The organism is Roseateles sp., assembly GCF_039595595.1.
GTDB lineage: Bacteria > Pseudomonadota > Gammaproteobacteria > Burkholderiales > Burkholderiaceae_C > Roseateles.
Window position 1 is genome coordinate 371,818 of sequence record NZ_JBCNLG010000001.1, and the last position, 25,457, is coordinate 397,274.

Genomic DNA, 25,457 nt, shown 5'->3' on the forward strand with positions numbered 1-25,457 from the left:
TGCGGGCCGGTCCGCTCAGACCGGTGTCAGCCAGTGGGCGTACTTGGGATTGCGGCCGCCCACGATGTCGAAGAAGGCCGCCTGGATCTTCTCGGTGATCGGGCCTCGGCTGCCGATGCCGATCTCCAGGCGGTCGAGCTCGCGGATCGGCGTGACCTCGGCGGCGGTGCCGGTGAAGAAGGCCTCGTCGGCGATGTAGACCTCGTCGCGGGTGATGCGCTTCTCGACCAGCTTCAGGCCCAGGTCCTCGCAGATCGCGAAGATGGTGTTGCGGGTGATGCCGTTGAGCGCGCCGGCCGACAGGTCCGGCGTGTACACGACGCCGTTCTTGATGATGAAGAGGTTCTCGCCCGCGCCCTCGGAGACGAAGCCCGAGGCATCCAGCAGCAGCGCCTCGTCGTAGCCGTCCTCGGTGGCTTCCATGTTGGCCAGGATCGAGTTGGTGTAGTTGGACACCGTCTTGGCCTGCGTCATCGTGATGTTGACGTGGTGGCGCGTGTAGCTCGAGGTCTTGACGCGGATGCCGCGCTTGAGGCCTTCCTCGCCGAGGTAGGCGCCCCAGGCCCAGGCGGCGACCATCAGATGGACCTTGTTGCCCTTGGGGCTGACGCCCAGCTTTTCGCTGCCGATCCAGGTCAGCGGGCGCAGGTAGCAACTGGCGAGCTGGTTCTCGCGCACGACCGCCTTCTGCGCTTCCTCGACCTGCTCGATCGAGAACGGCAGCTTCATGCGCAGGATCTTGGCGCTGTTGAACAGGCGCTCGGTGTGCTCGCGCAGCCGGAAGATGGCCGTGCCGGCGGGGGTCTGATAGGCCCGCACGCCCTCGAAGGCGCCGCAGCCGTAGTGCAGCGTGTGGGTGAGGACGTGGATCTTGGCGTCGCGCCAGTCCACCAGCTCGCCGTCCATCCAGATCTTGCCGTCGCGATCGTCCAGAGACATGGGTCTTCCTTTGAGGCCAAGGCGGGTCGCGGAGGCGCCCCGTGCTGCGAAGTCGCGGATTTTATGCGGCCGGGGTGTCGGCGGGGGAGGGCGCCGGCGCGGGCTGGGCGCGGATCAGCGTCCAGCGCGCGACCACGCCGCGCGCCATGACCACGTCGACGGCGTCGCCGCCGGCATCGGTCCAGCGGTAGGTGTCGGTGTCGACCTTCACGCCCAGCGAGCGGCACATGCGGATCAGGTCGATCAGCTTCATGCCCGCCTGCAGCTTGGACTGCAGCATCACGGCGCTGGCGACATGGCCCAGCGGCGAGTTCTGCGCCGTGCGCATCACGCGCATCAGCTGCGAGAACTGCAGCAGCAGGAAGAAGACGACACAGGACAGGCCCAGGATCGCGCCCTTCCAGCCGAAGAAGAAGGTCCCGGCGGCGATGGCGGCGAGGGCGAGGACGATGCCGGCGAGGCGGTTCATGCGGGGGAACTCCGAAGGGGGAAGGATGGGGGCGGGAACGGCGGGAGGTTCCGGGCAGCGGAATCGGCGCCGCCCGAGGGAGCGATTGTCCTCACATCCCGCGCAGGATCTCGATGGCGTCCTCGATGCGCGCGACGGCGTGGACCTTCAGGCCCTCGATCGGCTTCTTCGGCGCGTTGGCCTGGGGCACCACGGCCACGGAGAAGCCCAGCTTGGCCGCCTCCTTGAGCCGTTCCTGGCCGCGCGGCGCGGGGCGCACCTCGCCGGCCAGGCCGACCTCGCCGAAGGCGATGAAGCCCTTGGGCAGCGGCTTGCCGCGCAGCGAGCTCTGGATCGCCAGCAGCACCGCCAGGTCGGCGGCCGGCTCGCTGATGCGCACGCCGCCGACGGCGTTGACGAACACGTCCTGGTCCATCGTCGCCACGCCGGCATGGCGGTGCAGCACGGCCAGCAGCATCGCCAGGCGGTCGCGCTCCAGGCCGACGGACAGCCGGCGCGGGCTCGGCCCGCCGCCGTCGACCAGCGCCTGCAGCTCCACCAGCATCGGGCGCGTGCCCTCCAGCGTCACCAGCACGCAGGAGCCGGGCACCGGGTCGCCGTGCGTGGACAGGAAGATCGCGCTCGGATTGGTGACGCCCTTCAGCCCCTTCTCGGTCATGGCGAAGACGCCGATCTCGTTGACCGCGCCGAAGCGGTTCTTGATCGCGCGCACCAGGCGGTAGCTGCTGTGGGTGTCGCCCTCGAAGTACAGGACGGTGTCGACGATGTGCTCCAGCACGCGCGGTCCGGCCAGCGCGCCCTCCTTGGTCACGTGGCCGACCAGCACCATCGCGCAGCCGCTGGCCTTGGCGGTGCGGGTGAGCTGGGCGGCGCATTCGCGCACCTGCGCGACCGAGCCGGGCGCCGAGGACAGCTGCTCGGAGTAGAGCGTCTGGATCGAGTCGATGACGCAGAAGTCGGGCCGCTCGGCCTCGAGGGTGGCGAGGATCTTCTCCAGGCCGATCTCTGCGAGCACGCGCACCTGCGAGCCGTCCAGGCCCAGCCGGCGCGCGCGCATGGCGACCTGGGCGCCGGACTCCTCGCCGGTGACGTACAGCACCTTCATCTGCTTGGACAGCGCCTCGACCGCCTGCAGCAGCAGCGTCGATTTGCCGATGCCCGGATCGCCGCCGATCAGCACCACGCCGCCGGTGACGATGCCGCCGCCCAGCACGCGGTCCAGCTCCTCCAGCGAGGTGGGAGTGCGGTCGAAGTCGCGGGCCTCGATCTCGGAGAGCGTCGCGACCGGCTGGCTGCGGGCCAGCGCCTGATAGCGGTTCTTGCCGCCGGTGGACTCGGCGGCGGTCTCGACCAGGGTGTTCCAGGCGCCGCAGGAGGGGCAGCGGCCCAGCCACTTGGCGCTGGTGGCGCCGCATTCGGAGCAGACGTAATGGGATTTCGGAGCAGCCATGGGGCGGGATTGTCGCCGCCCGCGCTGTGGACAACCCTGTTGAGAAGCTTGTGAATGCGCTGTGCGCCGGCTGTGCAAGGGCTGTGCAGGGCCTGTGGGCGGTCAGTGGGAAACCCGCCGCCCGGCCCACAGCCCCGCGAAGGTGAGCGCCGCGTTCACCAGCAGCAGTTCCAGGCCCATCCGGTACCCGCCGAAGAGGGCCGCCTGATGGGTGTCGACGATCCAGCACAGCGCGGGCGCGGCCAGCGCGACCCCGGGCAGCACGCCGGGGCGCAGCGTGCGCGTGGTCAGGATGCCGAAGGCGAACAGGCCCAGCAGCGGTCCATAGGTGTAGCCGGCGAGCTTGAGGATGAGGGTGACCATGCTCGGGTCGTCGAGCCAGCGGAAGCCCAGCGTCAGCAGCAGGAACAGCGCGGCGTAGCCCAGGTGCACCGCCTGGCGGACGCGGCGCTGGCGCGCTTCGTCCCAGTGGCGTTCCTGCAGGCCGATCAGGTCGATGCAAGTGCTGGAGGTCAGCGCGGTGATGGCGCCATCGGCGCTGGGGAAGAGCGCCGAGATCAGCGCCACGACGAAGATCAGCTGCACCCAGGCCGGGAGGTGATCCATGACGACGGCTGGGAAGAGGCGGTCGCCCTGCGCGGCGAGGCCCTGCTGGCGCGCGTAGATCGTCAGCAGGCCGCCCAGGAACAGGAACAGCAGCACGACGGCGGTCATCAGCATGGCCATCACCATCATGTTCTTCCGGGCGTCGGCCAGGCGTCTGACCGAGATGTTCTTCTGCATCATCTCCTGGTCCAGACCGGTCATCGCGATGGCGATGGCGGCGCCGGCGAGCAACTGCTTGGCCCAGTGCGAGGCGCTCATCGGGTCGGTGACGAAGACCTCGGCTAGGCCGGCCGCGCGCATCGCCTGCCAGCCGCCGGCCAGGTCCAGGCCCAGCGCATGGAGCAGGAAGACCACGCAGATCACCAGCCCGCCGAGCATGCCGGTGGTCTGGAGGGTGTCGGTCCAGACGATGGTCTTGACGCCCCCTTCGAGGGTGTAGAGCAGGATCATCGCCAGCACCAGGCAGGCGCTGAGCCAGAACGGCATGTCGAACTGCGCCAGCACCAGGTCCTGCAGGATGCGCACGACCAGGTAGAGGCGGGCCGTGGCGCCGAGGGTGCGGGACAAGATGAAGAAGCCGGCGCCGGTGCGGTGGGCGGCCAGGCCCAGGCGCGTGCCGAGGTAGCGGTAGATCGAGCGGAGCCGGAGCCGGTAGTACAGCGGCAGCAGCACGAAGGCGACGACCGCGTAGCCGGCGAGCTGCCCCAGCATGATCTGGAAATAGCTGAAGGCGCCGGCGCCGACCGAGCCCGGCACGCTGATGAAGGTCACCCCGGACAGCGAGGTGCCGATCATCCCGAAGGCGACCAGGCCCCAATGGCTGCTGCGGTTGCCGATGAAGAAGCTGTCGTTGTCGGCGCGGCGCGAGGTCCGCCAGGCCACCGCGAGCAGCAGCGCGAAGTAGGCGGCGACGACGGCGAGCAGGACGGGGGCGGACATGGCGCGCGATTATTGAAGCGCCGCGGCGGCGGCCGCATTCCGAATGCGGCGCAGGACATAACCGCGTTAACCCTGACCTTCGACGACGCCGGGACGGCGTGCTACAACCTCGGCTCCTTCAAGGAGTCGATCATGGAGTTGTCAGTCTGGCTGGGATTTTTCGCGGCCTCCTGGGCCATCAGCCTGTCCCCGGGCGCGGGTGCCATCGCGGCGATGAGCGCCGGACTGAATCACGGCTTCAAGCGCGGCTACTTCATGACGATCGGGCTGATCCTGGGCATCCTGACCCAGATCCTGTTCGTGGGCGCCGGACTGGGCGCGCTGATCGCGGCGTCGGAGCGGGCCTTCGCGGTGGTCAAGTGGGCGGGCGTGGCCTACCTCGTATATCTGGGCATCCAGCAGTGGCGCTCGCCGGCCAAGCCGCTGGTGGCGGAGCAGGCCGAGGGCAAGCCGATCTCGCGCCGTGACCTGGTGCTGCGCGGCTGGGGCATCAACGCGGTGAACCCCAAGGGCACCGTCTTCCTGCTGGCGGTGGTGCCGCAGTTCCTGAACCTGCATGAAAGCCTGACGCCGCAGTACGCGGTGATCGGCGCGACGCTGGCCTTCACCGACGCGGTCGTGATGGCCGGCTACACGGTGCTGGCCGCGCGCGTGCTGCGGGCGCTGCGTTCGCAGGCCCATCTGAAGGCGATGAACCGGGTGTTCGGCTCGCTGTTCGTCGCGGCCGGCGCGCTGCTGGCGACCTTCAAGAAGGCCGCCAACTGAGCGCGGCGGCTTTTCTTCCTCATCCGGCAGGCCGCCCGCGAGGCGGCCTGTTTGTTTTCTCCGGTTCCTGCGTGCCTCGAGGCCGGGGCGACCGATACAGAGTTCCTGCGCATGCCCACGCTTTCCGATCGCTGGCTGTTCCTGGGTCCGACCCTGATCTGGGCCAGCACCTGGCACGTCATCCTGTACCAGCTGGCCTCCGGCGTGCCGGTGCTGAATTCGGTGGGCTGGCGCTTCGGGCTGGCGGCGCTGATGCTGGCGGCGTTCGCGCGCTGGCAGAAGCTGTCGCTGAAGCTGCCGCTGCCGGCGCATGGCCTGATGCTGGCGGCGGGCATCGTCCAGTACAGCGGCAACTACTTCGCGGTCTACGAGGCCGAACGCCACATCCCGAGCGGGCTGGTGGCGGTGCTTTTCTGCCTGATGGTGTTCGGCAACGCGCTGTCGGGGCGGATCTTCTTCGCGCAGCGGGTGACGGGCCGCTTCCTGGCGGCGTCGGTGGGCGCGGTGGCTGGCGTGGTGATGATCTTCTGGCCGGAGATCGCGTCGACGGGCGCGCGCCCGACGGCGGGTTACGGGCTGGCGATCGGTCTGGCGGCGGTGCTGGCGGCCTGCATCGGCAACGTGCTGACGCTGACGCTGACCCGCCGCGGACTGCCGCTGGTGCCGGTGCTGGCGTGGAGCATGGGGTACGGATCGGTGTTCCTGCTGTCGGCGTCGCTGGCGACGGGACAGGGCCTGAACTTCGCGTGGACGGCGCCGTACGTGTTGAGCCTGCTGTACCTGGCGGTGCTGGGCTCGGTGGTGGCGTTCGTCCTGTACTTCAAGCTGGCGCAGCGCCAGGGGACGGCCCGCGCGGCGCTGACCGGCGTCGTGATCCCGGTGATCGCGCTGGGCATCTCGGCGATCTTCGAAGGCTGGCGGCCGACGGCGCTGGCGCTCGCCGGCATGGTGCTGTGCCTGGGCAGCATCCACGCGGCGACGCGGCCGCAGCGCTGAGCGCGGCGCTCACCACTCCTGACGCCAAGCTGACGGCTTCCGATCTGCTGGAAGAGATCAGGACTTGAGGGCTCCGGCCGCCGCTGCCTACTTCCTCCAGCCGATCTCCGCCGCCGTGCGCGGACCGATGACCGTCTCCCCCAGCCCCGCCGGGATCCGGAGCGCGCCATCCCGGACCGGAATCCGGCCCGCCATCAGCTCGGCCGCCGCCTGCGGATGGCGCGGCTCGCGGTCGGGCTCCGCATAACCGTCGGGAAAGACGGGCGCCAGCGTCGCCGGGTCGTATTTGTCCGTCGCGCCGAAGGTGTGCAGCGCTTCGTGCGCGATGACGACCTCGTTCTGCGCCTGCTGGGCCCGGGACGCGAACAGGTGCACCATCCCCAGCCGGCCCTTCTCCAGCCCGATCGAATGCGGCAGCGCGCCGGCGAAGTCGGGCGGGTGGTAGATCAGGAAGAGCTTCACGTCCGGCACCGGCGAACTGGGCGGCGTCTCGCGCCAGGCCCACCAGCGCATCCGCAGACTCCACGAGATCGCCGCCAGCGGCCCGCCGTCGCGGGGCGCCGGAGGTGGGGCCGCCAGCACCCGACGGCCCAGCACGATACGGATCGGCTCCGACAGCGGCAGCCCATAACGCCCCGCCTGCTCCTGGAAGTAAGGCGCCAGCTGCGCGAAGGCCGCATCGTCCAGGCGCTCCAGATAGGCCGCCGTCGCGGCATCGCCGGCGGCGTTGATCGGATACAGCGTCACCACCTGCGGCCGCTTCCACGATTGCGCCTGCCAGCGGCTCAGCAGCGTCGAGCCCGCCACCGTGATCAGGATCCCCAGCAGCACCAGGATGCGGATCGCCTTGAACATGTCCTCTCCCTCACTCGACGCGGACCTTGCCGCGTCCCGCCTTGATGTCGCCGCGCTGGCTCTTGGCCTCCAGCCGGCGCTTCTGCGCGCCGTGGGTCGGCTTCGTTGCCCGGCGCGCCTTCGGCGTGTGCGCCACGCTCCGCGCCAGCGCGATCAGCCGCGCGATCGCGTCAGCCCGGTTCTGCTCCTGGCTGCGTGACTCCTGCGCCTTGATCACCACGATGCCCTCGGCCGTGATGCGCTGGTCGGCGAGCGCGAGCAGCCGCTCCTTGATCACCGCCGGCAGCGTCGAACGCCGGATGTTGAAGCGCAGATGCACCGCGCTGCTGACCTTGTTGACGTTCTGCCCGCCTGGACCGCTGGCGCGGATCGCGGTGATCTCGAGCTCCCAGTCGGCCGGCGTCCAGTCCAGCTGCATGGCGCCGCCGGCGGCCGGGCCTCAGCCCAGCGTCTCGACGTGCACCGGCACGCGCCGGGCCAAAGCGCACATCAGCTCGTAGCCGATCGTGCCGGCGGGTCTGGCCACCTCATCGATCGACAGCACCGAGCCATGCGGGCCCTGGCCCCAGAGCGTGACCTCGCTGCCGACGCCCTCGGCGGGCAGGCCGGTCAGGTCGACCGCGAGCATGTCCATCGACACGCGTCCGACCGTCGAGCTCCGCTGGCCGCCGACCAGCACGGGCGTGCCGTGCGGCGCATGGCGGGGATAGCCGTCCGCGTAGCCGCAGGCCACCGTGCCGATGCGCATCGGCCCCGGCGCGATGAAGCTGCTGCCGTAGCCGACGCTGTCCCCGGCCTGCAGGTGCTGCACCGCCAGCACCTTGGCGCGCAGCGTCATCGTCGGTTTCAGGTCCCAATGGGCGATGTCGTGCTCGGGGAAATCCGGCGAGCTGCCGTAGGTCATGATCCCCGAGCGCACCCAGTCGGCGCGCACCGCCGGGTCCTGGCTGTGGCGCAGGATGGCGGCGCTGTTGCTCAGCGTGCGCGCGCCCGGCAGGTCGGCGGTCGCCTCCTTGAAGACGGCCGTCTGGTGCGCGATGCCGCGCGGGCCGTCGGCGTCGGAGAAATGCGTCATCAGCGAGATTTCGTCCACCTGCGGCAGCGCGTTCAGGCGGGTCCAGGCGCTGCGGAATGCGGTCGGCGTGAAGCCGAGCCGGTTCATGCCGCTGTTGAGCTTCAGGAACACGCGATGCGGCTCATGGGTCTTGTGCATCGCCAGCCAGTCGATCTGCTGCTCGTGGTGCACCGCGTGCCAGAGCTTGAGCCGCGAGCACAGCTCCAGGTCGCGCGGCTCGAAGCAGCCCTCCAGCAGCAGGATCGGACCGCGCCAGCCAAGGTCGCGCACCCGCTGGGCCTCGTCCAGGTCCAGCATCGCGAAGCCGTCGGCGCTGCGCAGCGCGTCGAAGGCGCGCTCGATGCCATGCCCGTAGGCATTGGCCTTGACCACGGCGAACACCTGCGCGTCGGGGGCGAGCTCGCGGGCTCGGGCGATGTTGTGGGCCAGCGCGGGCTGATGGATGAGGGCTTCGATCGGACGGGGCATGGGCGGCATTGTGCCGCGCCCGGAACCCGGGCTCCGCCCCCTGGCGGCGCGACGCGGCGCTGTCCCGTCAAGCTCTGTTACGAAAACGCCCGCGTGCTATAAACCCGCCGCAGCGCTGCCTTCCCCATCCCGTGGACCCAGCGTGATCACCGCAGTTCCAGGTATGCCGGGTCGATGAAAAAAGGCTTTTACACCATCATGTCAGCGCAGTTCTTCAGCTCGCTGGCTGATAACGCGCTGTTCGTCGCCGCCGTGGAACTGCTCCGCACGAGCGGGGCCGCCGAATGGCAGCGCGCCGCGCTGGTGCCGATGTTCGCGCTGTTCTACGTCGTGCTCGCGCCCTTCGTCGGCGCCTTCGCCGACGCGGTGCCCAAGGGCAAGGTCATGTTCATCTCCAACACCATCAAGGTGCTGGGCTGCCTGAGCATGCTGGTGGGCGTCCATCCGCTGATCGCGTACGCGATCGTGGGCCTGGGCGCCGCCGCCTATTCGCCGGCCAAGTACGGCATCCTCACCGAGCTGCTGCCGCCGTCGCAGCTGGTCAAGGCCAACGGCTGGATCGAGGGCCTGACCATCGCCTCCATCATCCTGGGCGCGGTCTTCGGCGGTCAGCTGATCGGGGAGAAGGCGTCGGCGGTGCTGCTGGCGATCGACATTCCCTTCATCGACACCGGCATCGACACGCCCCCCGAAGCGGCCATCGCGTTCATGGTGGTGCTGTACTTCATCGCGGCGCTCTTCAATCTGAGGATTCCGCGCACGGACTCGCCGCTGCAGCCGATCGCGCACAACGCGACCGACCTGGTGCGGGAGTTCGCCGCCTGCAATTCGCGGCTGTGGCAGGACAAGCTGGGGCAGATCTCGCTGGGCATGACGACGCTGTTCTGGGGCGTGTCGGGCAACATGCGCTACATCGTGTTCGCGTGGGCCGCCGCGGCCCTGGGCTACGGCACGACGCAGGCCTCGGCGCTGGCCGGGGTGGTGGCGATCGGCACGGCGGTGGGGGCGGTGGTGGCGTCGGCGGTGGTGCGGCTGGACAAGGCCACCAGCGTCATCCCGCTGGGCATCGGCATGGGCCTGCTGATGCTGGTGCTGAACTTCATCGACAACCTGTGGCTGGCGATTCCGTTCCTGATCCTGCTGGGCGGGATTGGCGGCTACCTGGTGGTGCCGATGAACGCGCTGCTGCAGCATCGCGGGCACAACCTGATGGGCGCGGGCCGGTCGATCGCGGTGCAGAACTTCAACGAGCAGGCCTGCATCCTGGGCCTGGGCGCGCTGTACACGATGCTGACGCGCTTCGGCACCTCGGCGTTCGGCTCGATCACGATCTTCGGATTGCTGGTCGCGGGGATCATGTGGGTGGTGGGCCGCTGGCACCAGCACAACAAGCGCGAGCACACCGAGGAACTCGAGCGCCTGCTCGCCATCGCGCGCAGCGACAAGCACTGACCGGCGAGGGCCGCTGGCTGGCAGCCCCTGGCCCCTGGCTGATGGCGGTCGACGGACGGCTCAGCGCCGCGCGCGCCCCTTGCCCGAAGGCGGCGTCTCCGCGGCCAGGCCGCCGGTCGTGAGGACCTGTTCGATGTGCTCCGACCACGCGCGGCCGATCTTCAGGCAGCCGCTGTGGTTGAGGTGGATCTCGTTGTGCCAGTCGCCGCTGATGCCGCTGGCGCCGGGCGCTGCCGCGGCCAGCGGCACGGCGGTCGAGTCGAACACGAACAGCCCCGGGAACTGCTCCTTGTCCGCCATCAGCGACTTCAGCAACTGCGCCAGGTGCATGACCATCAGCCGGCTCACGGCGGCCCAGTCGGCGGCCGGAATGGCATAGGCCTTCAGCGCCGGATACAGCCAGGGCCCATGGCCCGCGTCCTCGGCGCCGGCCGGGCGCGGCATCGGCACCGCATAGCAGTGCATGAACACCGGCTTGCCTGCCGACGGCCCCTGGTCCCGCAGCGTCAGCAGGTGCCGCAGGTTGGCCTTCAGATACTCCGCATACGTGGCCCAGCCGGGCTCCGAGAAATAGCGCCCCACCCCTGCGGAGGGCGCCCCCCATTCCGTCTGCCGGCGCAGCAGGCGCAGATGCAGCGGCACCTCCTGGCCATCGAGCTGGGTCGGTGTCTGAGCGGCCTTGATCAGGTCGTTGCCGCCCACGGACAGCAGGATCCCGTCCCACACCGGCGCGTCCGGCGCGGTCAGCAGGCGCACGAAGTCCGGTGCGGATTCCAGCTCGACCACCTTGGACAGGCTTTCGCGCTGCCCGGCGCAGTTGATGGCGGCGGCGGGCTTGGACAGCACCAGTTCCTGGAGCAGGTTCGCATGCGCGCTGAGCTTGGCCTGGGCGGTGGAGAACCAGGAGTCCCCTTGGGCCAACAGGCGCCATTGATAGCTCTGCAGATCGGGCCCGGTGGGGGACTGCAGATCTTCGGGGGCGAAACAGGCCAGGTGATCCAAGAGAAGCTCTCCCTAGTTTGGTGGACGGGTCACACGCGACAGGGTAGGCCGCGTGCATGACAGGCGCACGGCGCCCCGATTGGAGGACAGGGTCAGTCCTTGCGCCATGCTACAAACCCTGGGCATTGTTGGCCGGTCCGGCGGCCGGCTCCAAGCCCCGTCCCCGAGACTGTTGCGCCCGCCCCACCGCCCGTCCCTTCCCGCGGTCCCTCCGCTGTCCCCCTCTGTCCCCCGTCTGTCCCCCGTCTCCGAATGCCGATCCTCGCGCTGATGCTCAATGCCACCATCTGGGGCCTGTCCTGGTGGCCGTTCCGTCAATTCGAGGGGGCCGGCATGCACCCCCTCTGGACCACGGTGATCATGTACGCGCTGTCCTGGATCGTGGTGATGGCCAGCCAGCGCGGCGCGGCGTCCGAATGGCTGCGTTCCCCCGGCCTGTGGGTCGTGACGCTGGCCGCGGGCATGACCAATACCGCCTTCAACTGGGGCGTGTCCACCGGCGACGTGGTGCGGGTGGTGCTGCTTTTCTATCTGATGCCGCTGTGGGCGGTGCTGCTGGCGCGGCTGATCCTGGGCGAGCCGCTGACCGCGATGGCCGGGCTGCGGATCGCGCTGGCGCTGGGCGGCGCGCTGGCCGTGCTGGCGCCGGCGGGCGGTGGCTGGCCGCTGCCTTCGAGCCTGCCCGACGCGCTGGGCCTGGCCGGCGGGATGACCTTCGCCTTCAACAACGTGATGCTGCGCCGCGAGGCCGCCCGCAGCGCCGGGGCGCGGGCGCTGGCGATGTTCAGCGGCGGCGTGCTGGTGGCCAGCCTGTCCGCGACGGCCATGGCCGGCGGCGGCCTGGCCCCTTGGCCTTCGCTGCCGGGCGCGCTGTGGCTGCTGCCGCTGGCGGGGATGGCGCTGCTGTTTTTCGTCTCCAACCTGTCGCTGCAATACGGGGCGGCGCGGCTGCCGGCCAACGTGACGGCGGTGGTCATGCTGACCGAGGTGCCGGTGGCGGCCATCTCGGCGCTGCTGCTGGGCGGCGGGGCCTTGGACGGCAAGACCGCGGCCGGCGGCGCGGCCATCCTGGCCGCGGCGATGCTCGCGGCCCTGGAGCGCCACCGCGCCTGACGGGGCCCGCCGCGCTAGGATGCACCGGTCCGGCCATGATGCCGCCCCACACCCCGAGGAGGTCCCCCATGAGCGCCAATGGCAAGACTGCCTTCGACTTCGACGCCGTCAGCATCGCTGGCGAGCCCGTCGCGCTGTCCCAGTACCGCGGCCGCGTGCTGCTGATCGTCAACACCGCCAGCGAATGCGGCTTCACGCCGCAGTTCAAGGGCCTGGAGGAGCTGTGGCGCGACTACCAGGCGCGGGGGCTGGTGGTCGTCGGCTTTCCGAGCAATGAATTCGGCGGCCAGGATCCCGGCAGCAACGACGAGATCGCCTCGTTCTGCCAGCTCAACTATGGCGTCAGCTTTCCGATGATGGGCAAGGTCAAGGTCAACGGCGGCGAGGCGCATCCGCTGTGGCAGTGGCTCAAGGGCGAGAAGCCCGGCATCCTGGGCACGCAGGCGATCAAGTGGAACTTCACCAAGTTCCTGGTCGGCCGCGACGGACAGGTGCTCAAGCGCTTCGCGCCGAACGACTCCCCGGAGGCGATCCGCGGCGAGATCGAAGCCGCCCTGGCGCCCTGATTCAAGGCTTGACCGAACTGGCGGGCGCGGAGCCGCCGTCCGTGGAAGACGGACCGCCCGGCACGACCTGCAGCTCATTGAAGACGGCCTCGACATCGTCGAGCTGCTTCACCAGCGCTTCCAGAGCCGCCGCGTCCTGGGCGCTGCGCACGCAGCCCTGCAGCCAGATCCAGCGCCGCTGACCGAGCGCCCAGACGCTGGTCGTCGCGTCGAAGCGGCCGTCGGCGGCGACGGCCTTCTGCACGCGCGGCATGATTTCCTTGTCGTACAGATAGGCGTTGGGCAGACGGCAACGGCCGCTCTGGAAGCAACTGGTGCCGCGCTCGATGCGGCCGTGCGCCTGGGCCTTGGCTTGCGCCTCGGTGAGCAGCGGACCCGGAGGCGCCGGACACACCGACGGCGGGATCGCCGAGGTCAACTGGACGAAGGGATCGTCGAAGACGTTGCGGCGGGTGTCGTCGCCGAGCGCCGGGACGCTTGTCAGGCCCAGGCCCAGGACCAGCGCGATGCTCCCGGGCCTGCGGCGCCAGGCCGCTGCCGGGCGCCGGGCATGCGTGGCGGGCAGGACGGGGGCGAGTGTCGATCGCATGAGCGCGAGCGTGCCTCAACGCGCGTCCGTCCGCCAGGGGCACCCCCGAGAGGCTGCGGCGCTCAGCCCACGGCGGTCAGCTTGACCAGCCGCAGCGGCGCGCCGAGCAGCGTCGGCGCCTGCGCCTCGAAAGCGCGGAAATGCGGCGTGGCGCGGTGCGCCTCCAAGGCCGCCTCGTCGTCGAAGGCCTCATGCATTTCGAAGGTGCCGGGCTCGTCGATCCGCTCGAACAGCCGGTAGTCGCGGCAGCCAGGCTCCTGGCGCGTCGGCGCGAGCAGGCCGCGGAGCGCCTCGCGCAGGCGGTCGCCCTGGCCGGGCGCGGCGACGAGCACGGCGGTCATCGTCAGCAAAGAGGAAGAGGCCGAGGCCGAAGCCGGGGTGGCGGAGGAAGCGGGGGTCATCGGAGATCCATCGGTGAAGGGGAGGGTCCAGATGCTAGGCAGTCAGGGTCTGCCCCGACAGGCCCTCGCACGCGAAACACTTTCAACGCGGACGCGAGAACCGCGCTGTGGATACGATCGACGCGCGCTTCGCTCCTGGACGGAGCGACCTGCCCTTCGACAAGAACACCTGGAGATTCGACGATGCCCGCTTCGATGGCCATGACCGCCTCCTTTCCCCGGCTGCGCCGCGCGGCCCTCGCGCTGGCCGCGATGACGGCGCTCGGCGCGCAGGCGCAGACGCTGCCCGAGCTGCAGGCGCTCGCCGCCAAGGAGCAGCCCGCGCTGATGAAGACGCTGCAGCAACTGGTGGAGATCGAGTCGGGCAGCTCCGACCGCCAGGGCCTGGACCGCATCGCCGCCGTGATCGCGCAGCGGCTGCGCGACCTGGGCGGCGAGGTCCAGCTGATCGATCCCGACAAGACGATCTCGGCCCCGTCCTCGGACGCGGGCGACGGCCCGGCCAAGGTCGGCCAGATGGTCAAGGCCAGCTTCAAGGGCGGCTCGGCCAGCGGCAAGCGGCTGCTGCTGATCGCGCACATGGACACGGTCTACCAGCGCGGCGGTCTGAAGCAGCAGCCGTTCCGCGTCGACGGCAACCGCGCCTACGGCCTGGGCATCGCCGATGACAAGCAGGGAGTCGCCACGATCCTGCACGCGCTGGCGATGCTCCAGGCGACGGGCTTCAAGGACTACGCCGGCATCACCGTGCTGATCAACGGCGACGAGGAGATCGGCTCGCCCGGCTCGCACGCGACCATCGCGCAGCTGGGCGGCGAGCATGACGCGGTGCTGTCCTTCGAAGGCGGTGGCGGTCCCACCGTGCCGGACACGCTGCGGCTAGCCACCAGCGGGATCGCGTCGGTGGACCTGAAGGTCAAGGGGCGCTCGTCCCACGCGGGGGCGGCGCCGGAGAAGGGCGTCAACGCGCTGGAGGAGATGTCCTTCCAGATCCTGCAGCTGCGCGATCTGTCCGATCCGAAGCACGGCAAGCAGCTGCACTGGACGATGGCCAAGGCGGGCTCGGTGCGCAACGCGATTCCGGCCGACGCGGTGGCCCAGGGCGATGCCCGCGCCGATCGCATGGCCGACTTCGACGGCATGGAGGCCGAGTTGCGCCAGCGCATCCAGAAGAAGCTGCTGCCCGAGTCCGAGGTGACGCTGAGCTTCCACCGCGGCCGCCCGCCGCTGCAAGCGAGCGACGCGTCGCGCGCGCTCGGCGCCAAGGTCAAGGCGCTGGCCGAGGAACAGAAGCTGGAGCTGGTCGTGCGCGACCGGCCCACCGGTGGCGGCACCGACGCGGCCTATGCGGCGCAGTCGGGCAAGGCGCCGGTGATCGAGGGCCTGGGCGTGCGCGGCTACGGCGCCCACAGCAGCGACAGCGAGTACGTCGTCGTCGACGCGATCGCGCCCAAGCTGGTGCTGGTCACGCGGCTGCTGATGGCGATCGGCAGCGGCAAGGCGCTCTGAGCGGACGCGCCGCGCCATGAAACAGGCGGCCTCGCGGGCCGCCTGCTTCGTTGAGGCCGTGTCCGTGGCGCGGGACCGCTCAGGCCTTCGGATACAGGACCATCTGCGTGCAGCGGAACAGCGCGATCGTCTTGCCGCCGTGGGTGACGGTGGCGTCCCAGACCTGCGTCGTGCGGCCCATGTGGACGGCGACGGCGGTGCATTCGATGACGCCGTCACGCGCGGTGCCCAGGTGGTTGGACTTGAGCTCGACGGTGGTGAAGTTGCTGGCGCCCTCGGGCAGCGAGGCGATGCAGCCGTAGCCGCAGCAGGTGTCGGCCAGCGTCACCACGCTGCCGGCGTGCAGGTAGCCGTTGGGGGCCATCACCTGCTGGCGCACCGGCAGCCGCGCGAAGACGCGGCCCTTCTCCACCTCGACGATCTCGATGCCCATGTGGCCGGGCAGGCAGGCGGCGCCGCGCGCGTTGAAGTCGGTGATCATGTGATTCTGTGGGGCGGTAATGCGAAGCCCGCATTGTCCACGCGCCTGTACCGGTGCGCCGGCGCGGGCGCTGTTCCGGTGGCGGCGGGGCCGGCTGACGATAATGGCCGCCAGCCGATTGACTGTCCTCCGTGGAGTTCCAACATGTTCCAGCACGTCGATGCCTATCCGGGCGATCCCATCCTCAGCCTGAACGAAGCCTTCCAGAAGGATCCGCGCACGCAGAAGATCAACCTGTCGATCGGCATCTACTTCGACGACGACGGTCGCATCCCGATGCTGGATTCGGTGCGCAAGGCCGAGCTGGCCGTGGTGGAGCAGGCGGGCGCGCGGCCCTATCTGCCGATGGAGGGCGCCGCCAACTTCCGCGCCGAGGTGCAGAAGCTGCTGTTCGGCGCCGACAGCGAGGCGCTCAAGAGCGGCCGGGTCGCGACCATCCAGGGCGTGGGCTCATCGGGCGGCCTGAAGGTCGGCGCCGACTTCATCAAGCGCTACTTCCCCGAGAGCGCGATCTACCTGAGCGATCCGACCTGGGACAACCACCGCGCGGTCTTCGAGGGTTCCGGGCTGGAGTGCCGGAGCTATCCGTACTACGACGCGAAGACCGGCGGCCTGCGCTTCGACGCGATGCTGCAGGCGCTGTCCGAGGCGCCGGCGCGCAGCGTGGTGCTGCTGCACGCTTGCTGCCACAACCCGACGGGCGTGGACCTGACGCAGTCGCAGTGGGACGCGCTGATCCCGGTGCTGAAGGAGCGTGAGCTGATCGCCTTCCTGGACCTGGCGTACCAGGGCTACGGCGACGGCCTGGAGCAGGACACCTTCGCGATCCGCGCGCTGGCGGCGGCGGGGTTGAGCTTCTTCGTCGCGAACAGTTTCTCCAAGAACATGAGCCTGTATGGCGAGCGCTGCGGCGCGCTGTCCGTGGTGTGTCCGGACGCGGCGCAGGCGGCCAACGTGCTGGGGCAGCTGAAGTTCACGATCCGCCGCAACTACTCGAACCCGCCGATGCATGGCGGCCAGGTCGTGGCCAAGGTGCTGGGCGACCCGGCGCTGCGCGCGCTGTGGGAGGGCGAGGTCGAGGAGATGCGCGAGCGCATCCTGGCGATGCGCAACGCGCTGTTCGAGGTGATCACGGCGAAGGTGCCGGGCCGCAACTTCGACTACTTCCTGACGCAGCGCGGGATGTTCAGCTACACGGGACTGACGCCGGAACAGGTGGACCGGCTGCGCGAGGAATTCGGCGTGTACATCCTGCGCTCGGGCCGGATGTGCGTCGCGGGCCTGAACACCCGCAACGTCGAGGCCACCGCGAACGCGATGGCGGCCGTGCTGGCCTGACGGACCGCGGCTTCGCACGGAGTTCCCGCACGCTCCGCGCCATCCTCTGGCCATCCCCTCGCTTCGCGCCATCCCCTCGCTTCGCGCCATCCCCTCGCTTCGCGGCATCCCTCGCCCCACCGCGCCATCCCCCCGCTTCGCGCCATCCCCTCGCCCCTTTGGGGAGAGGGTTAGGGAGAGGGGTCTCCCCCCCGCGCTGCCGCACATCGAACGACCCCTCACCCCCACCCTCTCCCCGCAAAGCGGGGCGAGGGAGTTGTGGGAGCGGCGCGCGGTCGTCTCGCTGGCACCGCGTTTGCGTGCATTCAACAGGGTTATGGGTGGCGGCCTCGCTTTCATTGGCTGAGGCTGCCGCGAATCCGTACCCTGCCGGACCATTCAAGAATGAATTTGTCCGGATGAAGCAGCTTGTCGTGATCGGGGGTGGCGTGGTGGGTGTGACCACTGCCTGGGCCCTGGCGGAGGCGGGGCATCGGGTGACCCTGGTGGAGCGCGAAGCCGAGCTCGCGACCGGCGCGAGCCGCGCCAATGGCGGCCAGCTCAGCTATCGCTACGTGTCGCCGCTCGCCGATGCCGGCGTGCCGCTGAAGGCGCTGCGCTGGCTGCTGGATCCGCAGGGTCCACTGCGCTTCAAGCCTGACGGAACCGCGGCGCAGTGGCGCTGGCTGGCGGCCTTCCTGGCGCATTGCCGGGGACCGGTGAACCGCCGCACCACCGAGCGCCTGCTCGAGCTGGGCGCCTTCAGCCAGCAGTGCTTCGGCGAGCTGCAGCGGCAGGCGCGGCTCGATGCCATCGAGCTGCGCACGCCCGGCAAGCTGGTCGTCTACCGCAAGCCCGGCGAGTTCGCCCGCGTCGCGTCGCGCACGGCGGCCGGTGGCCCGGAGCGGGCGCTCGACCGCGACGCATGCGTGGCGCTGGAGCCGTCGCTGGCCGATGGCGGGGCGGACTGGCTGGCCGGCGGCATCTTCACCGCGGGCGAGTCGGTGGCGGACTGCCACGCGCTGAGCGTCCAGCTCGGCGAGCGTCTGGCGCAGCATCCGAATTTCCAGGGACGCGTCCGCGCGCACGCCACCGGCTTTGCCGTCCATGGCGACCGCGTGGCCGCGGTGAAGACGGACCAGGGCGAACTCGGCGCGGACGGCGTCGTGCTCGCGGCCGGGTTGCAGAGCGCGGCGCTCGCGGCGCTCGTGGACGTGCGGCTGCCGCTTTATCCGCTCAAGGGCTACAGCCTGTCGGCGCCGATCCATGGCGTGCACCGCCCGCCGACCGTCAGCGTGACCGACTTCGAGCGCAAGACGCTTTACGCCCGCATCGGCGGTCAGTTGCGCGTGGCGGCGATGGTCGACCTGGTCGGCGAGGACACGCGCATCGATCCGGCACGCCTGGCCGCGCTGCAGCGCAACGTGCGCGAAACCTTCCCGAAGGCCGCCGACTACGACCACGCCGTGCCCTGGGCTGGTCTGCGTCCCGCGACGCCGAGCGGCGCGCCCATGCTCGGCGGCACGCCGCTGCGCGGGCTGTGGCTGAATGTGGGCCATGGCGCCCTCGGATTCACCTTCTCGTTCGGCTCCGCCCGCATCGTGGCGGACCTCGTCTCCGGCAAGCCCAGCCCGATCGCGCTCGACGGGCTGGCGCTGCGCGCGGCCTGAGGCGCCGCGATGAAGGCGCCTCAGGCCGCTGCATCCCAGGTCCGGCGCGAGCCGTTGACGGCGGCTTCGCTCGGCGAGGCGCTGCGGCAGGCGGTGCTCGCGCAGGACTTCGGCGCGACACCGGACTCGCAGGACGGTGGACGGCCGGTGCGGCATTTCCCAAGCCTGGATCTCGCGGTGGTCGCGTTCCCGGATCACGGCGCGCCCGTCGCCGCGAACGTGCTGTTCTCGCGCGAGCATCCGGCCGGCCTGATCGCTGATATCGCCGAGGGATACGGACCGGTCCGCAACATCCGGTTCCTCGCGGATCAACGTGATGGCGACGGCCATTCGATCGCTTGGCGGCCGGACTCGGACTGGTCGGCGATGGACTGGGTGCCGCTCGCCGGTGGCGAAGAGGTCGCGCGCGTGGTCGCTCCCTATCCGGCGTCGCTGCTGAAGCTGATGCTGCTGGTTGGCGTGGGGCGGCTGGTCGATCAAGGGCGTGCCGGCTGGTGGCAGCCGCTGAGCTACGGCGGACGCGAGCGCGTGGTGGCCGACTGGGCCTCGGACATGGTGACGTGGAGCAGCAACGAGGCGACCTCCGCGCTCGTGACGCTGATGCATGCGGCCGGAGCGATCCGCCGCGAGGGCGGCCCCGGCGATGGGAGCGAGCTGCGCAACGAGTTGCACGCGCTGTTCGCGGCGCTCGGCCTGACCACCCTGCGGCTGGCCAACACGACGGCGGAAGGCGGCTGGGGCAACGGGTCGGGATCGGGCGTGGGGCAGATCCAGATGACCGCCTGGGACACGGTGCGGCTGCTGTGGTGGCTGGACCCGCTGGCGCCGCGCGCGCCCTGGCTGCGGCCGGGCGCGCCGCGGTTGTCGCCGGAGAGCCGCAATCACGCGATGCAGGCCTTGCAGGACCAGGCGCTGCACGAGGTGCTGTCGAGCGGCGCGCTCGGCGGCGTTCCGGGCTGGGTGCCGGGACTGCCGGCGCGCCTGCCGGGCCGGTGGCTGCAGCCCGACGGGTCGCTGCGGGCGGGCGAGGTGTCGCTGCCGGGCGACCTGCGGCGCTTCGCGGCGGGCGGCGAGGTCTGGTTCGCGCACAAGACCGGCAACACCGAGAACTACGCATCCGATGCCGGCATCGTGCGCGGCATCCTGCCGCGCCGCCGCCATTACCTGATCGCGGTGTTGACCAGCCTCGGGTCGCGCTACGCTCCCGATCCCCGCTGCCCGACGACGTGGCGCATCCCGGCGCTCGGCGCCGCGATCGACGCGCGGATGGCGGCGTGGCTCGAGGCCTGAGCGCGAGCGCGGGCGCATTCATCGAACCGGATCCGGTGCTTCGAGCGCCGCCACATGTCATGGCCGACCCAGGTGTCCTTCTGCCTCCGCTGCCCCAGCACGCCTGCCTCGGCGTGATCGCGCCCGCAGGCCCGCCCCGGGCGGGCACGCTGGAGCAGGTCGTGCCGATGATCGAGCGCCTGGGCTTTCGCGCGAAGGTGTTTCCCGGTTGCGCGGGACCGGCGTTCCTCGGTCATCTGGCGGCGGACGATGAGCGAAGGCTGGCCGACCTGCATCAGGCGCTGGCCGATCCGGGTGTCGACGCGGTGATCGCGCTGCGAGGCGGCTACGGCTGCATGCGGTTGCTGGATCGCGTTGATCGTGAACTGCTGAGCCGCTGCCCGAAGCCGCTGATCGGCTACAGCGACCTGACGGCGTTGATCGCGCTGCGGCAGCAGCTCGGTCTGGCGAGCTGGCATGCGCCGATGCCGGCGTCGGACTGGTGCAAGGGGGACTCGGGATGGGCCGATGCCATCGCGCTCGCGCAGCGCCTGCGGCAGGGGCCGCGGGAAGGGGAGCTTCTCGGGCCGGCGCTCGCGCCGCATCCGCTGAATCGCGGGACAGCGCCTGTTCGCGGCGTGCTGACGGGAGGCAACCTTGCAGTGCTCGTGGCGCTGCTGGGAACGCCGTTCGCGCCGGACCTGCGGGGCTCGGTGCTGTTCCTCGAGGATGTCGGGGAGGACCCCTACAAGATCGACCGCCTGCTGTGCCAGCTGCGCCTGGGCGGAGGACTCGACGAACTGGCGGGCGTGCTGCTGGGCAGCTTCAGCGACGCGGACTCGCCGGATGAGGTGCTGGCCGATTACTTCGGCGGGCTCGGCGTGCCGGTGCTGGCCGGCTGGCCAAGCGGCCATACGTCGCCGAACCTGCCGCTGCCGATCGGCGTTGCGGTGACGCTGGATCCAGTGGCGAGGACGCTCAGCGTGTGAGCGCGCCCTGAGAGCCCAAAGGCGCGCAGGTCGGCTCCTCGATGTCGTAGCCCAACCAGAGATAGAGGCGGGACCCCATGGCCGGCGCGGACGGATTGACCACGTGCACGCCTTCGCGACTCGTGCACAGGTCCGCAGAGATCATCGAACCCTGGGCGTCTGTCACGTCGAGGCGCGTGCCGTGGCCGCGCACGCGAAGCTGCGCACCGATCGCGGCGATGCCGATGAAAGCCGTGTGGGGCCAGTCCTTCGGCATCGTGCCCAAATGACTGATGAGCGCCTGGTCGGTGGCCTTGTCGATGGCGATCACGCCGTCCTCCTGTGCCGGTTGCAACTCGGAGACCTTGAGCCGCCGGCAGCAAAGGGTGCTGTCGCCGGGACCAGCGACCTGCGTCCAGATCGTGGCGTCGCGCTTCAAGGGTGCCGATGAATACAGCCGCAACTCGCCTTTGGCGTTCATGCGGACGATCACGAAGTCGGCCGCCCCGGGGCGGCGCATGCACTGGCGCACAGCGCCAGCCATAGGAAAAGCAATCTAGTGACCATCGTCGGACCACATGCCGAGGAGCCCATCTGCGTTGAAGGATCACTCTATCGGCTGCGGCACGCCTTGGAACGAGTGACCTTTGTCATCAGAAGAGCTTGTCCTCCTGCCCCCATCGGAGGGACGACTTCAGGGCGACGACTTGGAACGCAAAGCCTGGCACTCTTCTCGATCGCAAAGATGCGAGGAGGTCGACATGGCTCGCGCCGTCTATCTGGTCCCCGGCTTTCAAAAGTGGAGGCGCAAGCAGGGCATGCGCAGACGGTGATCTCTGCCGTGCCGTGGCTGAAATGGAACGCGGCCTGATCGATGCAGATCTTGGTAGTGGACTCTTCAAGAAGCGGATCGCACGATCCGGCGCCGGCAAACGCGATGGCTTTCGCGTGATCGTCGCCCATCGACCGGGCGCACCGTGGTTCTTCATCGAAGGCTATGCGAAGAACGTCCTCGCCAATATCGACGACCGGCAGCTTCAAGGTTTCAAGGCGATGAACGTCTCCCTGGCGGCGATGGGCATCGTTCAGCGGGATGCCGCAATCAATTCTGGTTTTCTGACGGAGGTGATCTGTGATGCGCAAGCGCAAGTACGACTCGATTGATCGAATGGTGAAGACCGGACGCGGCATGCACGCCTGCGGGCTGGTCAGCGGTGAGCATTTCCAACGCCTGGCCTGGTGCGGCATCGCACCGCCGGCACCGCTGACGCCCGACGAGGTCCGGGCCATCCGCGAGGAAGCGGACCTCAGCCTCTATGTCTTCGCGAACATGCTCAGCACGACAGCGCGGCTGCTGCGCCGCTACGAGCAAGGGCTGGATCGACCGACCGGTCCGCTCCTGCGCTTCCTGCACACGATCCGGGAACAGGGCGTGAAGCGCGTCTTCCCCTTGACCTCGGCCGCACTGGGCGGCAAAGCGTAAAAAAGCCCGCCGGTTCCCCGGCGGGCTTCGCGTGTCCGGGCCCGCCGCGCGGGGCGGCAGGCCATCAGCAGTCAGAAGAACTTGTAGTCGACGCCCAGCGTGAACGAGCGGCCGCGCGGATCCGCCACGCGCGGCTCCCACGAACTGCCCGAGCCGGTGTTGCTGTCGTAGCTGTTGGCGAACGGCGGGTCCTGATCAAAGATGTTCTTGATGCCCGCCGTGATCGTCAGATTCTTGATCCCGCTGTACGCCACGCTCACGTGGTGCAGGTAGTACGGCTTCACCCAGGGATCGAACAGCGGCGCCGACGCATTGCCGTTCGCCACGCCCGGCGGCACGTAGCCGTAGTAGCCCGTCGCATAGGTCTGCCGCAGCGACCACGCCCAGTCCCCATACGAGTAGGTGATGTACGCGTTGTGCTTCCAGCGCAGCCCCAGCTCGCTCGAGCGCGTGAACTGCCCCACCTCGCTCGGACCGAAGGGCACGTTGTCCAGCAGCTTGGACTTCTTCTCCAGCAGGTAGGTGCCGTCCAACCCGGCCGTCAGGCGGCCGCCATTGAGCGCCGTGCTGCCGCGCATCGACAGCTCCAGGCCGCGCGTGCGCGTCTCGCCGGTGTTGATCCAGCGCGTGTCCACGATCCGCAGCGCGCCGCCCGGGTCACGGATGAAGGCCTGCGGGAACAGCTGGTAGTTGTTCAGGATCTGCGACAGCGTCAGGCTCTGGATCTGGCCGTCACGCCGGATGTCCCACAGGTCCACGCTCATGCTGTAGTCCGGCGAGGGTTGCCACACGAAGCCGATGTTGGACATCTTCGACTCCTCCGGACGCAGGTCGGTGCGGCCGCCGAAGAGCGTGTCGAAGGTGATCGCCTGGCAGCCCGGCGTGTTGCTCACCACATTGCCAGGGCAGGTCGCCGGATCCGGCACGCCAGCGCCCGTGTATGGCGACTGCGTCACGCCGTTGAACAGCTGGTTGAAGGTCGGCACCCGGAAACCGGTGCTGTAGGAGCCGCGCAGCACCAGGCTCTGGAAGGGCTGGTAGCGGATCGAGGCCTTCGGGTTGGTCGTGCTGCCGAAGCCGGTGTACTTGTCATAGCGCACCGACAGGTTCAGGTCCAGGTTCTTCAGCACCGGGATGATGGTCTCGCCGAAGATCGCGCCGACCTTGCGCTTCACGCCGCTCAGCGCGTTGATGTTGTCGAACGGCGCGTTGTACACCCACGTGTTGATGTCGTTGGTGTTGACCGTCGTGTTGCCGTCGAAGTTGTACTTCTCGATCCGGTAGTTGGCGCCCAGCGCCACCATCACGTCGCCCGCCGGCAGCTTGAAGGCCGGGCCCGAGACCGTGGCGTCGAACTCGTCCGTCGTGTACTTGCCCCCGTACAGCTTGGTGCCGGCCGCCGAGATCGCATCCAGCGCCGCCAGCGCCGCCGGCGTCTGCGACTCGCCCGCCAGCAGGAACGGATTCAGCACGCCGGTGTTGATCAGGTTGGCCAGGCCGACGTAATTCTGATAGCCGCCGCCCAGCGTCGAGGTGCTCTTGCTGAAGGCGTGCGAGGCGCCCGCCTTGTAATCCCAGTCCTTCATGAACGGCAGCGGCCCGTCCATGCTCACCAGGTAGCGGCCGGTGTCGGTGTCGGTGCCGATGTCGCGCTGGCCGCATTCCATGCAGCGCCAGCGGAAGGTCATCGGCAGGCCCTGGTTGGCGGCCAGCGACGGGAATTGCTTCACCAGCGCATCGAACACGCGCTGGTAGCCCGCGCCGGTGGACGGATAGGCCAGGTCGGCGAACGGGTTGCGCGTGGTCGTGCCATTGGGCAGGCCGATGGTCGAGGTCGACGCGGCGCTGCTGATCTGGTTCGGCGAGAAGAACTTGGTCGACTCCGACTTGCCCAGCAGCACCTCGCCGGTCAGCATGTGCTCGCCCAGCCTGAGCTGGCCGCGCGTGACCAGGTTGGTGTTGCGCACCGGCTGCTGGATCACGGCGGCGCGGCCGGTGTCCCAGGCACAGCCGAACTGGTTGGCCGGCGAGGCGGAGGCCGAGTTCCAGAGCTTCTCCGCGTAGGCGTCCATGCCCGGCTGCGAGGCGCAGCCGGCCTGGCCCGGCAGGTCCAGGATGTTGACGTTGCCGATCGTGGCGCCGTTGTACAGCGGGCCGGTGTTGGCCGGCGAGCCGGGGCGGCTCAGCACGTTGCGGATCGTCGTGCCGGTGGTGGTGGGCAGGAACAGCGTCGCGAATGGCGTGCCGCGCGTGTCGGGCGAGAGGCCCCGCGCGGGCTGGAAGCTGTTGACGAAGTCGCGCTGCGAGCCGTCCAGGCGCTTGTTGTCGGTCACCGAGACCACGGCCAGCAGGTTGAAGCCGTCCTTCTCGATGTTGCCCACGCCGCCGGTCAGCGAGGCGCGGTAGATGTTCCCGCCGCCATGCTCGGTCACGTCGGTGAAAGCGCTGGCCTGCAGGCCCTGGTAGTCCTTGCGCAGGATGAAGTTGATGACGCCGCCGACGGCGTCCGTGCCGTAGGTCGACGAGGCGCCATCCTTGAGCACCTCCACGCGCTCGATCGCGGCCATCGGGATCTGGTTCAGGTCGACGACGCCGCCGTTGAGGCCGTGCGCCGCGATGCGCCGGCCGTTGAGCAGGATCAGGGTCGCGTTGGCGCCTTGCAGGCGCAGGTTGGCGGAGGTCGCGCCGTTGTTGCCGCGCGCCTGGCCCGAGACCACGTCCGCGTTGGAGGCCAGGTTGTCCAGGCCGTTGCCGTTGGCGGAGAGCGTCGCGATCAACTGCTCGGCGGAGACGATGCCCTGGCGGTCCAGGTCCTTGCGCGAGATCGTCTGGATCGGCAGCGCGCCCTCGTCCTGGATGCGCTTGATGCTCGAGCCGGTGATCTCCACGCGCTCGATCTTCTGGACTTCCTGCGACCACGCCGCCGCGTGGCTGCCGAGTCCGACGATGACGAGACAGCGGGCAAGTTGATTCAGTTTCACGACCTTCTCCTTGTTGACCGGACCGGCGCATCGCGCGCCGCCAACGACCGGGGGCGGCGCTGCGTCACCGCCCGTCACCGGCTTGTTGCGAGCT

The 25,457-nt window shown here is 69.6% G+C and carries 25 protein-coding genes; 12 read left to right on the top strand and 13 right to left on the bottom strand.

The window, feature by feature from the left end:
* Positions 1–15: 15 nt before the first annotated feature.
* From ABDW61_RS01695 to ABDW61_RS01710, 4 genes are all read right to left on the bottom strand, one after another.
* The gene (locus ABDW61_RS01695; RefSeq protein WP_343635563.1) at positions 16–939 is read right to left on the bottom strand and encodes a branched-chain amino acid transaminase; all 924 of its coding nucleotides are present in this window, start codon (positions 937–939) and stop codon (positions 16–18) included.
* Positions 940–1,000: 61 nt separating this feature from the next.
* Complete coding sequence (locus tag ABDW61_RS01700) at positions 1,001–1,408, bottom strand: hypothetical protein (RefSeq protein WP_343635565.1); 408 nt, start codon at positions 1,406–1,408, stop codon at positions 1,001–1,003.
* Between the two features lie 91 nt (positions 1,409–1,499).
* Positions 1,500–2,858 carry a DNA repair protein RadA gene (radA, locus tag ABDW61_RS01705; RefSeq protein WP_343635567.1) on the bottom strand — a complete coding sequence of 453 codons (1,359 nt, stop codon included), beginning with the start codon at positions 2,856–2,858 and terminating at the stop codon, positions 1,500–1,502.
* 102 nt (positions 2,859–2,960) lie between these two features.
* A complete protein-coding gene (locus ABDW61_RS01710; RefSeq protein ID WP_343635569.1) occupies positions 2,961–4,403 on the bottom strand; it encodes a sodium:solute symporter in 1,443 nt (480 codons plus the stop codon).
* 132 nt (positions 4,404–4,535) lie between these two features.
* Here ABDW61_RS01710 and ABDW61_RS01715 point away from each other — a divergent pair, with 132 nt between their 5' ends.
* Together ABDW61_RS01715 and ABDW61_RS01720 are read left to right on the top strand one after the other, a co-directional pair.
* Positions 4,536–5,168 carry a LysE family transporter gene (locus ABDW61_RS01715; RefSeq protein ID WP_343635571.1) on the top strand — a complete coding sequence of 211 codons (633 nt, stop codon included), beginning with the start codon at positions 4,536–4,538 and terminating at the stop codon, positions 5,166–5,168.
* A 111-nt stretch (positions 5,169–5,279) separates the two neighbouring features.
* Complete coding sequence (locus tag ABDW61_RS01720; protein ID WP_343635573.1) at positions 5,280–6,164, top strand: DMT family transporter; 885 nt, start codon at positions 5,280–5,282, stop codon at positions 6,162–6,164.
* Positions 6,165–6,251: 87 nt separating this feature from the next.
* Here the strand turns inward: ABDW61_RS01720 and ABDW61_RS01725 are convergent, their stop codons facing one another.
* Genes ABDW61_RS01725 through alr form a run of 3 tightly spaced genes read right to left on the bottom strand, consistent with a single transcriptional unit; the run spans position 6,252 to position 8,562 of the window.
* Positions 6,252–7,019: a hypothetical protein gene (locus ABDW61_RS01725; RefSeq protein ID WP_343635575.1), complete on the bottom strand. Its 768-nt coding sequence runs from the start codon at positions 7,017–7,019 to the stop codon at positions 6,252–6,254.
* A gap of 10 nt (positions 7,020–7,029) precedes the next feature.
* Positions 7,030–7,437 (bottom strand): alternative ribosome rescue aminoacyl-tRNA hydrolase ArfB, encoded by a 408-nt coding sequence (gene arfB / locus ABDW61_RS01730; protein ID WP_343635577.1) that lies wholly within the window; start codon positions 7,435–7,437, stop codon positions 7,030–7,032.
* 21 nt (positions 7,438–7,458) lie between these two features.
* Positions 7,459–8,562 (bottom strand): alanine racemase, encoded by a 1,104-nt coding sequence (alr, locus tag ABDW61_RS01735; RefSeq protein WP_343635579.1) that lies wholly within the window; start codon positions 8,560–8,562, stop codon positions 7,459–7,461.
* Between the two features lie 174 nt (positions 8,563–8,736).
* Between alr and lplT the strand changes: the two genes are divergently transcribed.
* Positions 8,737–10,014, top strand: coding sequence for a lysophospholipid transporter LplT (gene lplT, locus ABDW61_RS01740; RefSeq protein WP_343635581.1), 1,278 nt, complete (start codon positions 8,737–8,739; stop codon positions 10,012–10,014).
* 60 nt (positions 10,015–10,074) lie between these two features.
* Here the strand turns inward: lplT and ABDW61_RS01745 are convergent, their stop codons facing one another.
* Positions 10,075–11,016 (bottom strand): hypothetical protein, encoded by a 942-nt coding sequence (locus ABDW61_RS01745; protein WP_343635583.1) that lies wholly within the window; start codon positions 11,014–11,016, stop codon positions 10,075–10,077.
* A gap of 252 nt (positions 11,017–11,268) precedes the next feature.
* Here ABDW61_RS01745 and ABDW61_RS01750 point away from each other — a divergent pair, with 252 nt between their 5' ends.
* Both ABDW61_RS01750 and ABDW61_RS01755 read left to right on the top strand, forming a co-directional pair.
* Complete coding sequence (locus ABDW61_RS01750; protein ID WP_343635585.1) at positions 11,269–12,129, top strand: DMT family transporter; 861 nt, start codon at positions 11,269–11,271, stop codon at positions 12,127–12,129.
* A gap of 68 nt (positions 12,130–12,197) precedes the next feature.
* On the top strand, positions 12,198–12,695 hold the full coding sequence (locus ABDW61_RS01755) for a glutathione peroxidase (protein ID WP_343635587.1): 498 nt from the start codon (positions 12,198–12,200) through the stop codon (positions 12,693–12,695).
* A 1-nt stretch (position 12,696) separates the two neighbouring features.
* On the opposite strand, the gene ABDW61_RS01760 is transcribed toward ABDW61_RS01755, so the two are convergent.
* Together ABDW61_RS01760 and ABDW61_RS01765 are read right to left on the bottom strand one after the other, a co-directional pair.
* Positions 12,697–13,284, bottom strand: a complete 588-nt coding sequence (locus ABDW61_RS01760) for a BON domain-containing protein (RefSeq protein WP_343635589.1) — start codon at positions 13,282–13,284, stop codon at positions 12,697–12,699.
* Positions 13,285–13,346: 62 nt separating this feature from the next.
* Complete coding sequence (locus ABDW61_RS01765; protein ID WP_343635591.1) at positions 13,347–13,685, bottom strand: putative quinol monooxygenase; 339 nt, start codon at positions 13,683–13,685, stop codon at positions 13,347–13,349.
* A gap of 183 nt (positions 13,686–13,868) precedes the next feature.
* On the opposite strand from ABDW61_RS01765, the gene ABDW61_RS01770 reads away from it, so the two are divergent.
* Positions 13,869–15,194: a glutamate carboxypeptidase gene (locus ABDW61_RS01770; RefSeq protein ID WP_343635593.1), complete on the top strand. Its 1,326-nt coding sequence runs from the start codon at positions 13,869–13,871 to the stop codon at positions 15,192–15,194.
* Between the two features lie 79 nt (positions 15,195–15,273).
* On the opposite strand, the gene ABDW61_RS01775 is transcribed toward ABDW61_RS01770, so the two are convergent.
* A complete protein-coding gene (locus ABDW61_RS01775) occupies positions 15,274–15,675 on the bottom strand; it encodes a PaaI family thioesterase (RefSeq protein ID WP_343635595.1) in 402 nt (133 codons plus the stop codon).
* Between the two features lie 144 nt (positions 15,676–15,819).
* On the opposite strand from ABDW61_RS01775, the gene ABDW61_RS01780 reads away from it, so the two are divergent.
* The 4 genes from ABDW61_RS01780 to ABDW61_RS01795 all read left to right on the top strand — a co-directional run bounded on the left by ABDW61_RS01780 (position 15,820) and on the right by ABDW61_RS01795 (position 20,920).
* Complete coding sequence (locus tag ABDW61_RS01780; RefSeq protein WP_343635597.1) at positions 15,820–17,013, top strand: amino acid aminotransferase; 1,194 nt, start codon at positions 15,820–15,822, stop codon at positions 17,011–17,013.
* A gap of 398 nt (positions 17,014–17,411) precedes the next feature.
* Positions 17,412–18,662: a D-amino acid dehydrogenase gene (locus ABDW61_RS01785; RefSeq protein ID WP_343635599.1), complete on the top strand. Its 1,251-nt coding sequence runs from the start codon at positions 17,412–17,414 to the stop codon at positions 18,660–18,662.
* A gap of 9 nt (positions 18,663–18,671) precedes the next feature.
* The gene (locus ABDW61_RS01790; RefSeq protein WP_343635601.1) at positions 18,672–19,952 is read left to right on the top strand and encodes a hypothetical protein; all 1,281 of its coding nucleotides are present in this window, start codon (positions 18,672–18,674) and stop codon (positions 19,950–19,952) included.
* Between the two features lie 59 nt (positions 19,953–20,011).
* Positions 20,012–20,920, top strand: coding sequence for an LD-carboxypeptidase (locus tag ABDW61_RS01795; RefSeq protein ID WP_343635603.1), 909 nt, complete (start codon positions 20,012–20,014; stop codon positions 20,918–20,920).
* On the opposite strand, the gene ABDW61_RS01800 is transcribed toward ABDW61_RS01795, so the two are convergent.
* Positions 20,910–21,380, bottom strand: a complete 471-nt coding sequence (locus ABDW61_RS01800) for a hypothetical protein (protein ID WP_343635605.1) — start codon at positions 21,378–21,380, stop codon at positions 20,910–20,912. The two genes, ABDW61_RS01795 and ABDW61_RS01800, sit on opposite strands and share 11 nt — an antisense overlap.
* 182 nt (positions 21,381–21,562) lie before the next feature.
* Here ABDW61_RS01800 and ABDW61_RS01805 point away from each other — a divergent pair, with 182 nt between their 5' ends.
* Both ABDW61_RS01805 and ABDW61_RS01810 read left to right on the top strand, forming a co-directional pair.
* Positions 21,563–22,063: a type II toxin-antitoxin system RelE/ParE family toxin gene (locus tag ABDW61_RS01805; RefSeq protein WP_343635607.1), complete on the top strand. Its 501-nt coding sequence runs from the start codon at positions 21,563–21,565 to the stop codon at positions 22,061–22,063.
* Positions 22,035–22,382: a hypothetical protein gene (locus tag ABDW61_RS01810; RefSeq protein WP_183483406.1), complete on the top strand. Its 348-nt coding sequence runs from the start codon at positions 22,035–22,037 to the stop codon at positions 22,380–22,382. Before ABDW61_RS01805 ends, ABDW61_RS01810 begins: the two co-directional genes overlap by 29 nt.
* 71 nt (positions 22,383–22,453) lie before the next feature.
* Here the strand turns inward: ABDW61_RS01810 and ABDW61_RS01815 are convergent, their stop codons facing one another.
* Complete coding sequence (locus ABDW61_RS01815; protein ID WP_343635609.1) at positions 22,454–25,363, bottom strand: TonB-dependent receptor; 2,910 nt, start codon at positions 25,361–25,363, stop codon at positions 22,454–22,456.
* Positions 25,364–25,457 lie beyond the last annotated feature (94 nt).

Coding starts and splice junctions, on each gene's coding strand:
- ABDW61_RS01695 (WP_343635563.1), bottom strand. CDS start 939: ATGTCTCTGGACGATCGCGACGGCAAGATCTGGATGGACGGCGAGCTG.
- ABDW61_RS01700 (WP_343635565.1), bottom strand. CDS start 1,408: ATGAACCGCCTCGCCGGCATCGTCCTCGCCCTCGCCGCCATCGCCGCC.
- radA (WP_343635567.1), bottom strand. CDS start 2,858: ATGGCTGCTCCGAAATCCCATTACGTCTGCTCCGAATGCGGCGCCACC.
- ABDW61_RS01710 (WP_343635569.1), bottom strand. CDS start 4,403: ATGTCCGCCCCCGTCCTGCTCGCCGTCGTCGCCGCCTACTTCGCGCTG.
- ABDW61_RS01715 (WP_343635571.1), top strand. CDS start 4,536: ATGGAGTTGTCAGTCTGGCTGGGATTTTTCGCGGCCTCCTGGGCCATC.
- ABDW61_RS01720 (WP_343635573.1), top strand. CDS start 5,280: ATGCCCACGCTTTCCGATCGCTGGCTGTTCCTGGGTCCGACCCTGATC.
- ABDW61_RS01725 (WP_343635575.1), bottom strand. CDS start 7,019: ATGTTCAAGGCGATCCGCATCCTGGTGCTGCTGGGGATCCTGATCACG.
- arfB (WP_343635577.1), bottom strand. CDS start 7,437: ATGCAGCTGGACTGGACGCCGGCCGACTGGGAGCTCGAGATCACCGCG.
- alr (WP_343635579.1), bottom strand. CDS start 8,562: ATGCCCCGTCCGATCGAAGCCCTCATCCATCAGCCCGCGCTGGCCCAC.
- lplT (WP_343635581.1), top strand. CDS start 8,737: ATGAAAAAAGGCTTTTACACCATCATGTCAGCGCAGTTCTTCAGCTCG.
- ABDW61_RS01750 (WP_343635585.1), top strand. CDS start 11,269: ATGCCGATCCTCGCGCTGATGCTCAATGCCACCATCTGGGGCCTGTCC.
- ABDW61_RS01755 (WP_343635587.1), top strand. CDS start 12,198: ATGAGCGCCAATGGCAAGACTGCCTTCGACTTCGACGCCGTCAGCATC.
- ABDW61_RS01760 (WP_343635589.1), bottom strand. CDS start 13,284: ATGCGATCGACACTCGCCCCCGTCCTGCCCGCCACGCATGCCCGGCGC.
- ABDW61_RS01765 (WP_343635591.1), bottom strand. CDS start 13,685: ATGACCCCCGCTTCCTCCGCCACCCCGGCTTCGGCCTCGGCCTCTTCC.
- ABDW61_RS01770 (WP_343635593.1), top strand. CDS start 13,869: ATGCCCGCTTCGATGGCCATGACCGCCTCCTTTCCCCGGCTGCGCCGC.
- ABDW61_RS01775 (WP_343635595.1), bottom strand. CDS start 15,675: ATGATCACCGACTTCAACGCGCGCGGCGCCGCCTGCCTGCCCGGCCAC.
- ABDW61_RS01780 (WP_343635597.1), top strand. CDS start 15,820: ATGTTCCAGCACGTCGATGCCTATCCGGGCGATCCCATCCTCAGCCTG.
- ABDW61_RS01785 (WP_343635599.1), top strand. CDS start 17,412: ATGAAGCAGCTTGTCGTGATCGGGGGTGGCGTGGTGGGTGTGACCACT.
- ABDW61_RS01790 (WP_343635601.1), top strand. CDS start 18,672: ATGAAGGCGCCTCAGGCCGCTGCATCCCAGGTCCGGCGCGAGCCGTTG.
- ABDW61_RS01795 (WP_343635603.1), top strand. CDS start 20,012: ATGGCCGACCCAGGTGTCCTTCTGCCTCCGCTGCCCCAGCACGCCTGC.
- ABDW61_RS01800 (WP_343635605.1), bottom strand. CDS start 21,380: ATGAACGCCAAAGGCGAGTTGCGGCTGTATTCATCGGCACCCTTGAAG.
- ABDW61_RS01810 (WP_183483406.1), top strand. CDS start 22,035: ATGCGCAAGCGCAAGTACGACTCGATTGATCGAATGGTGAAGACCGGA.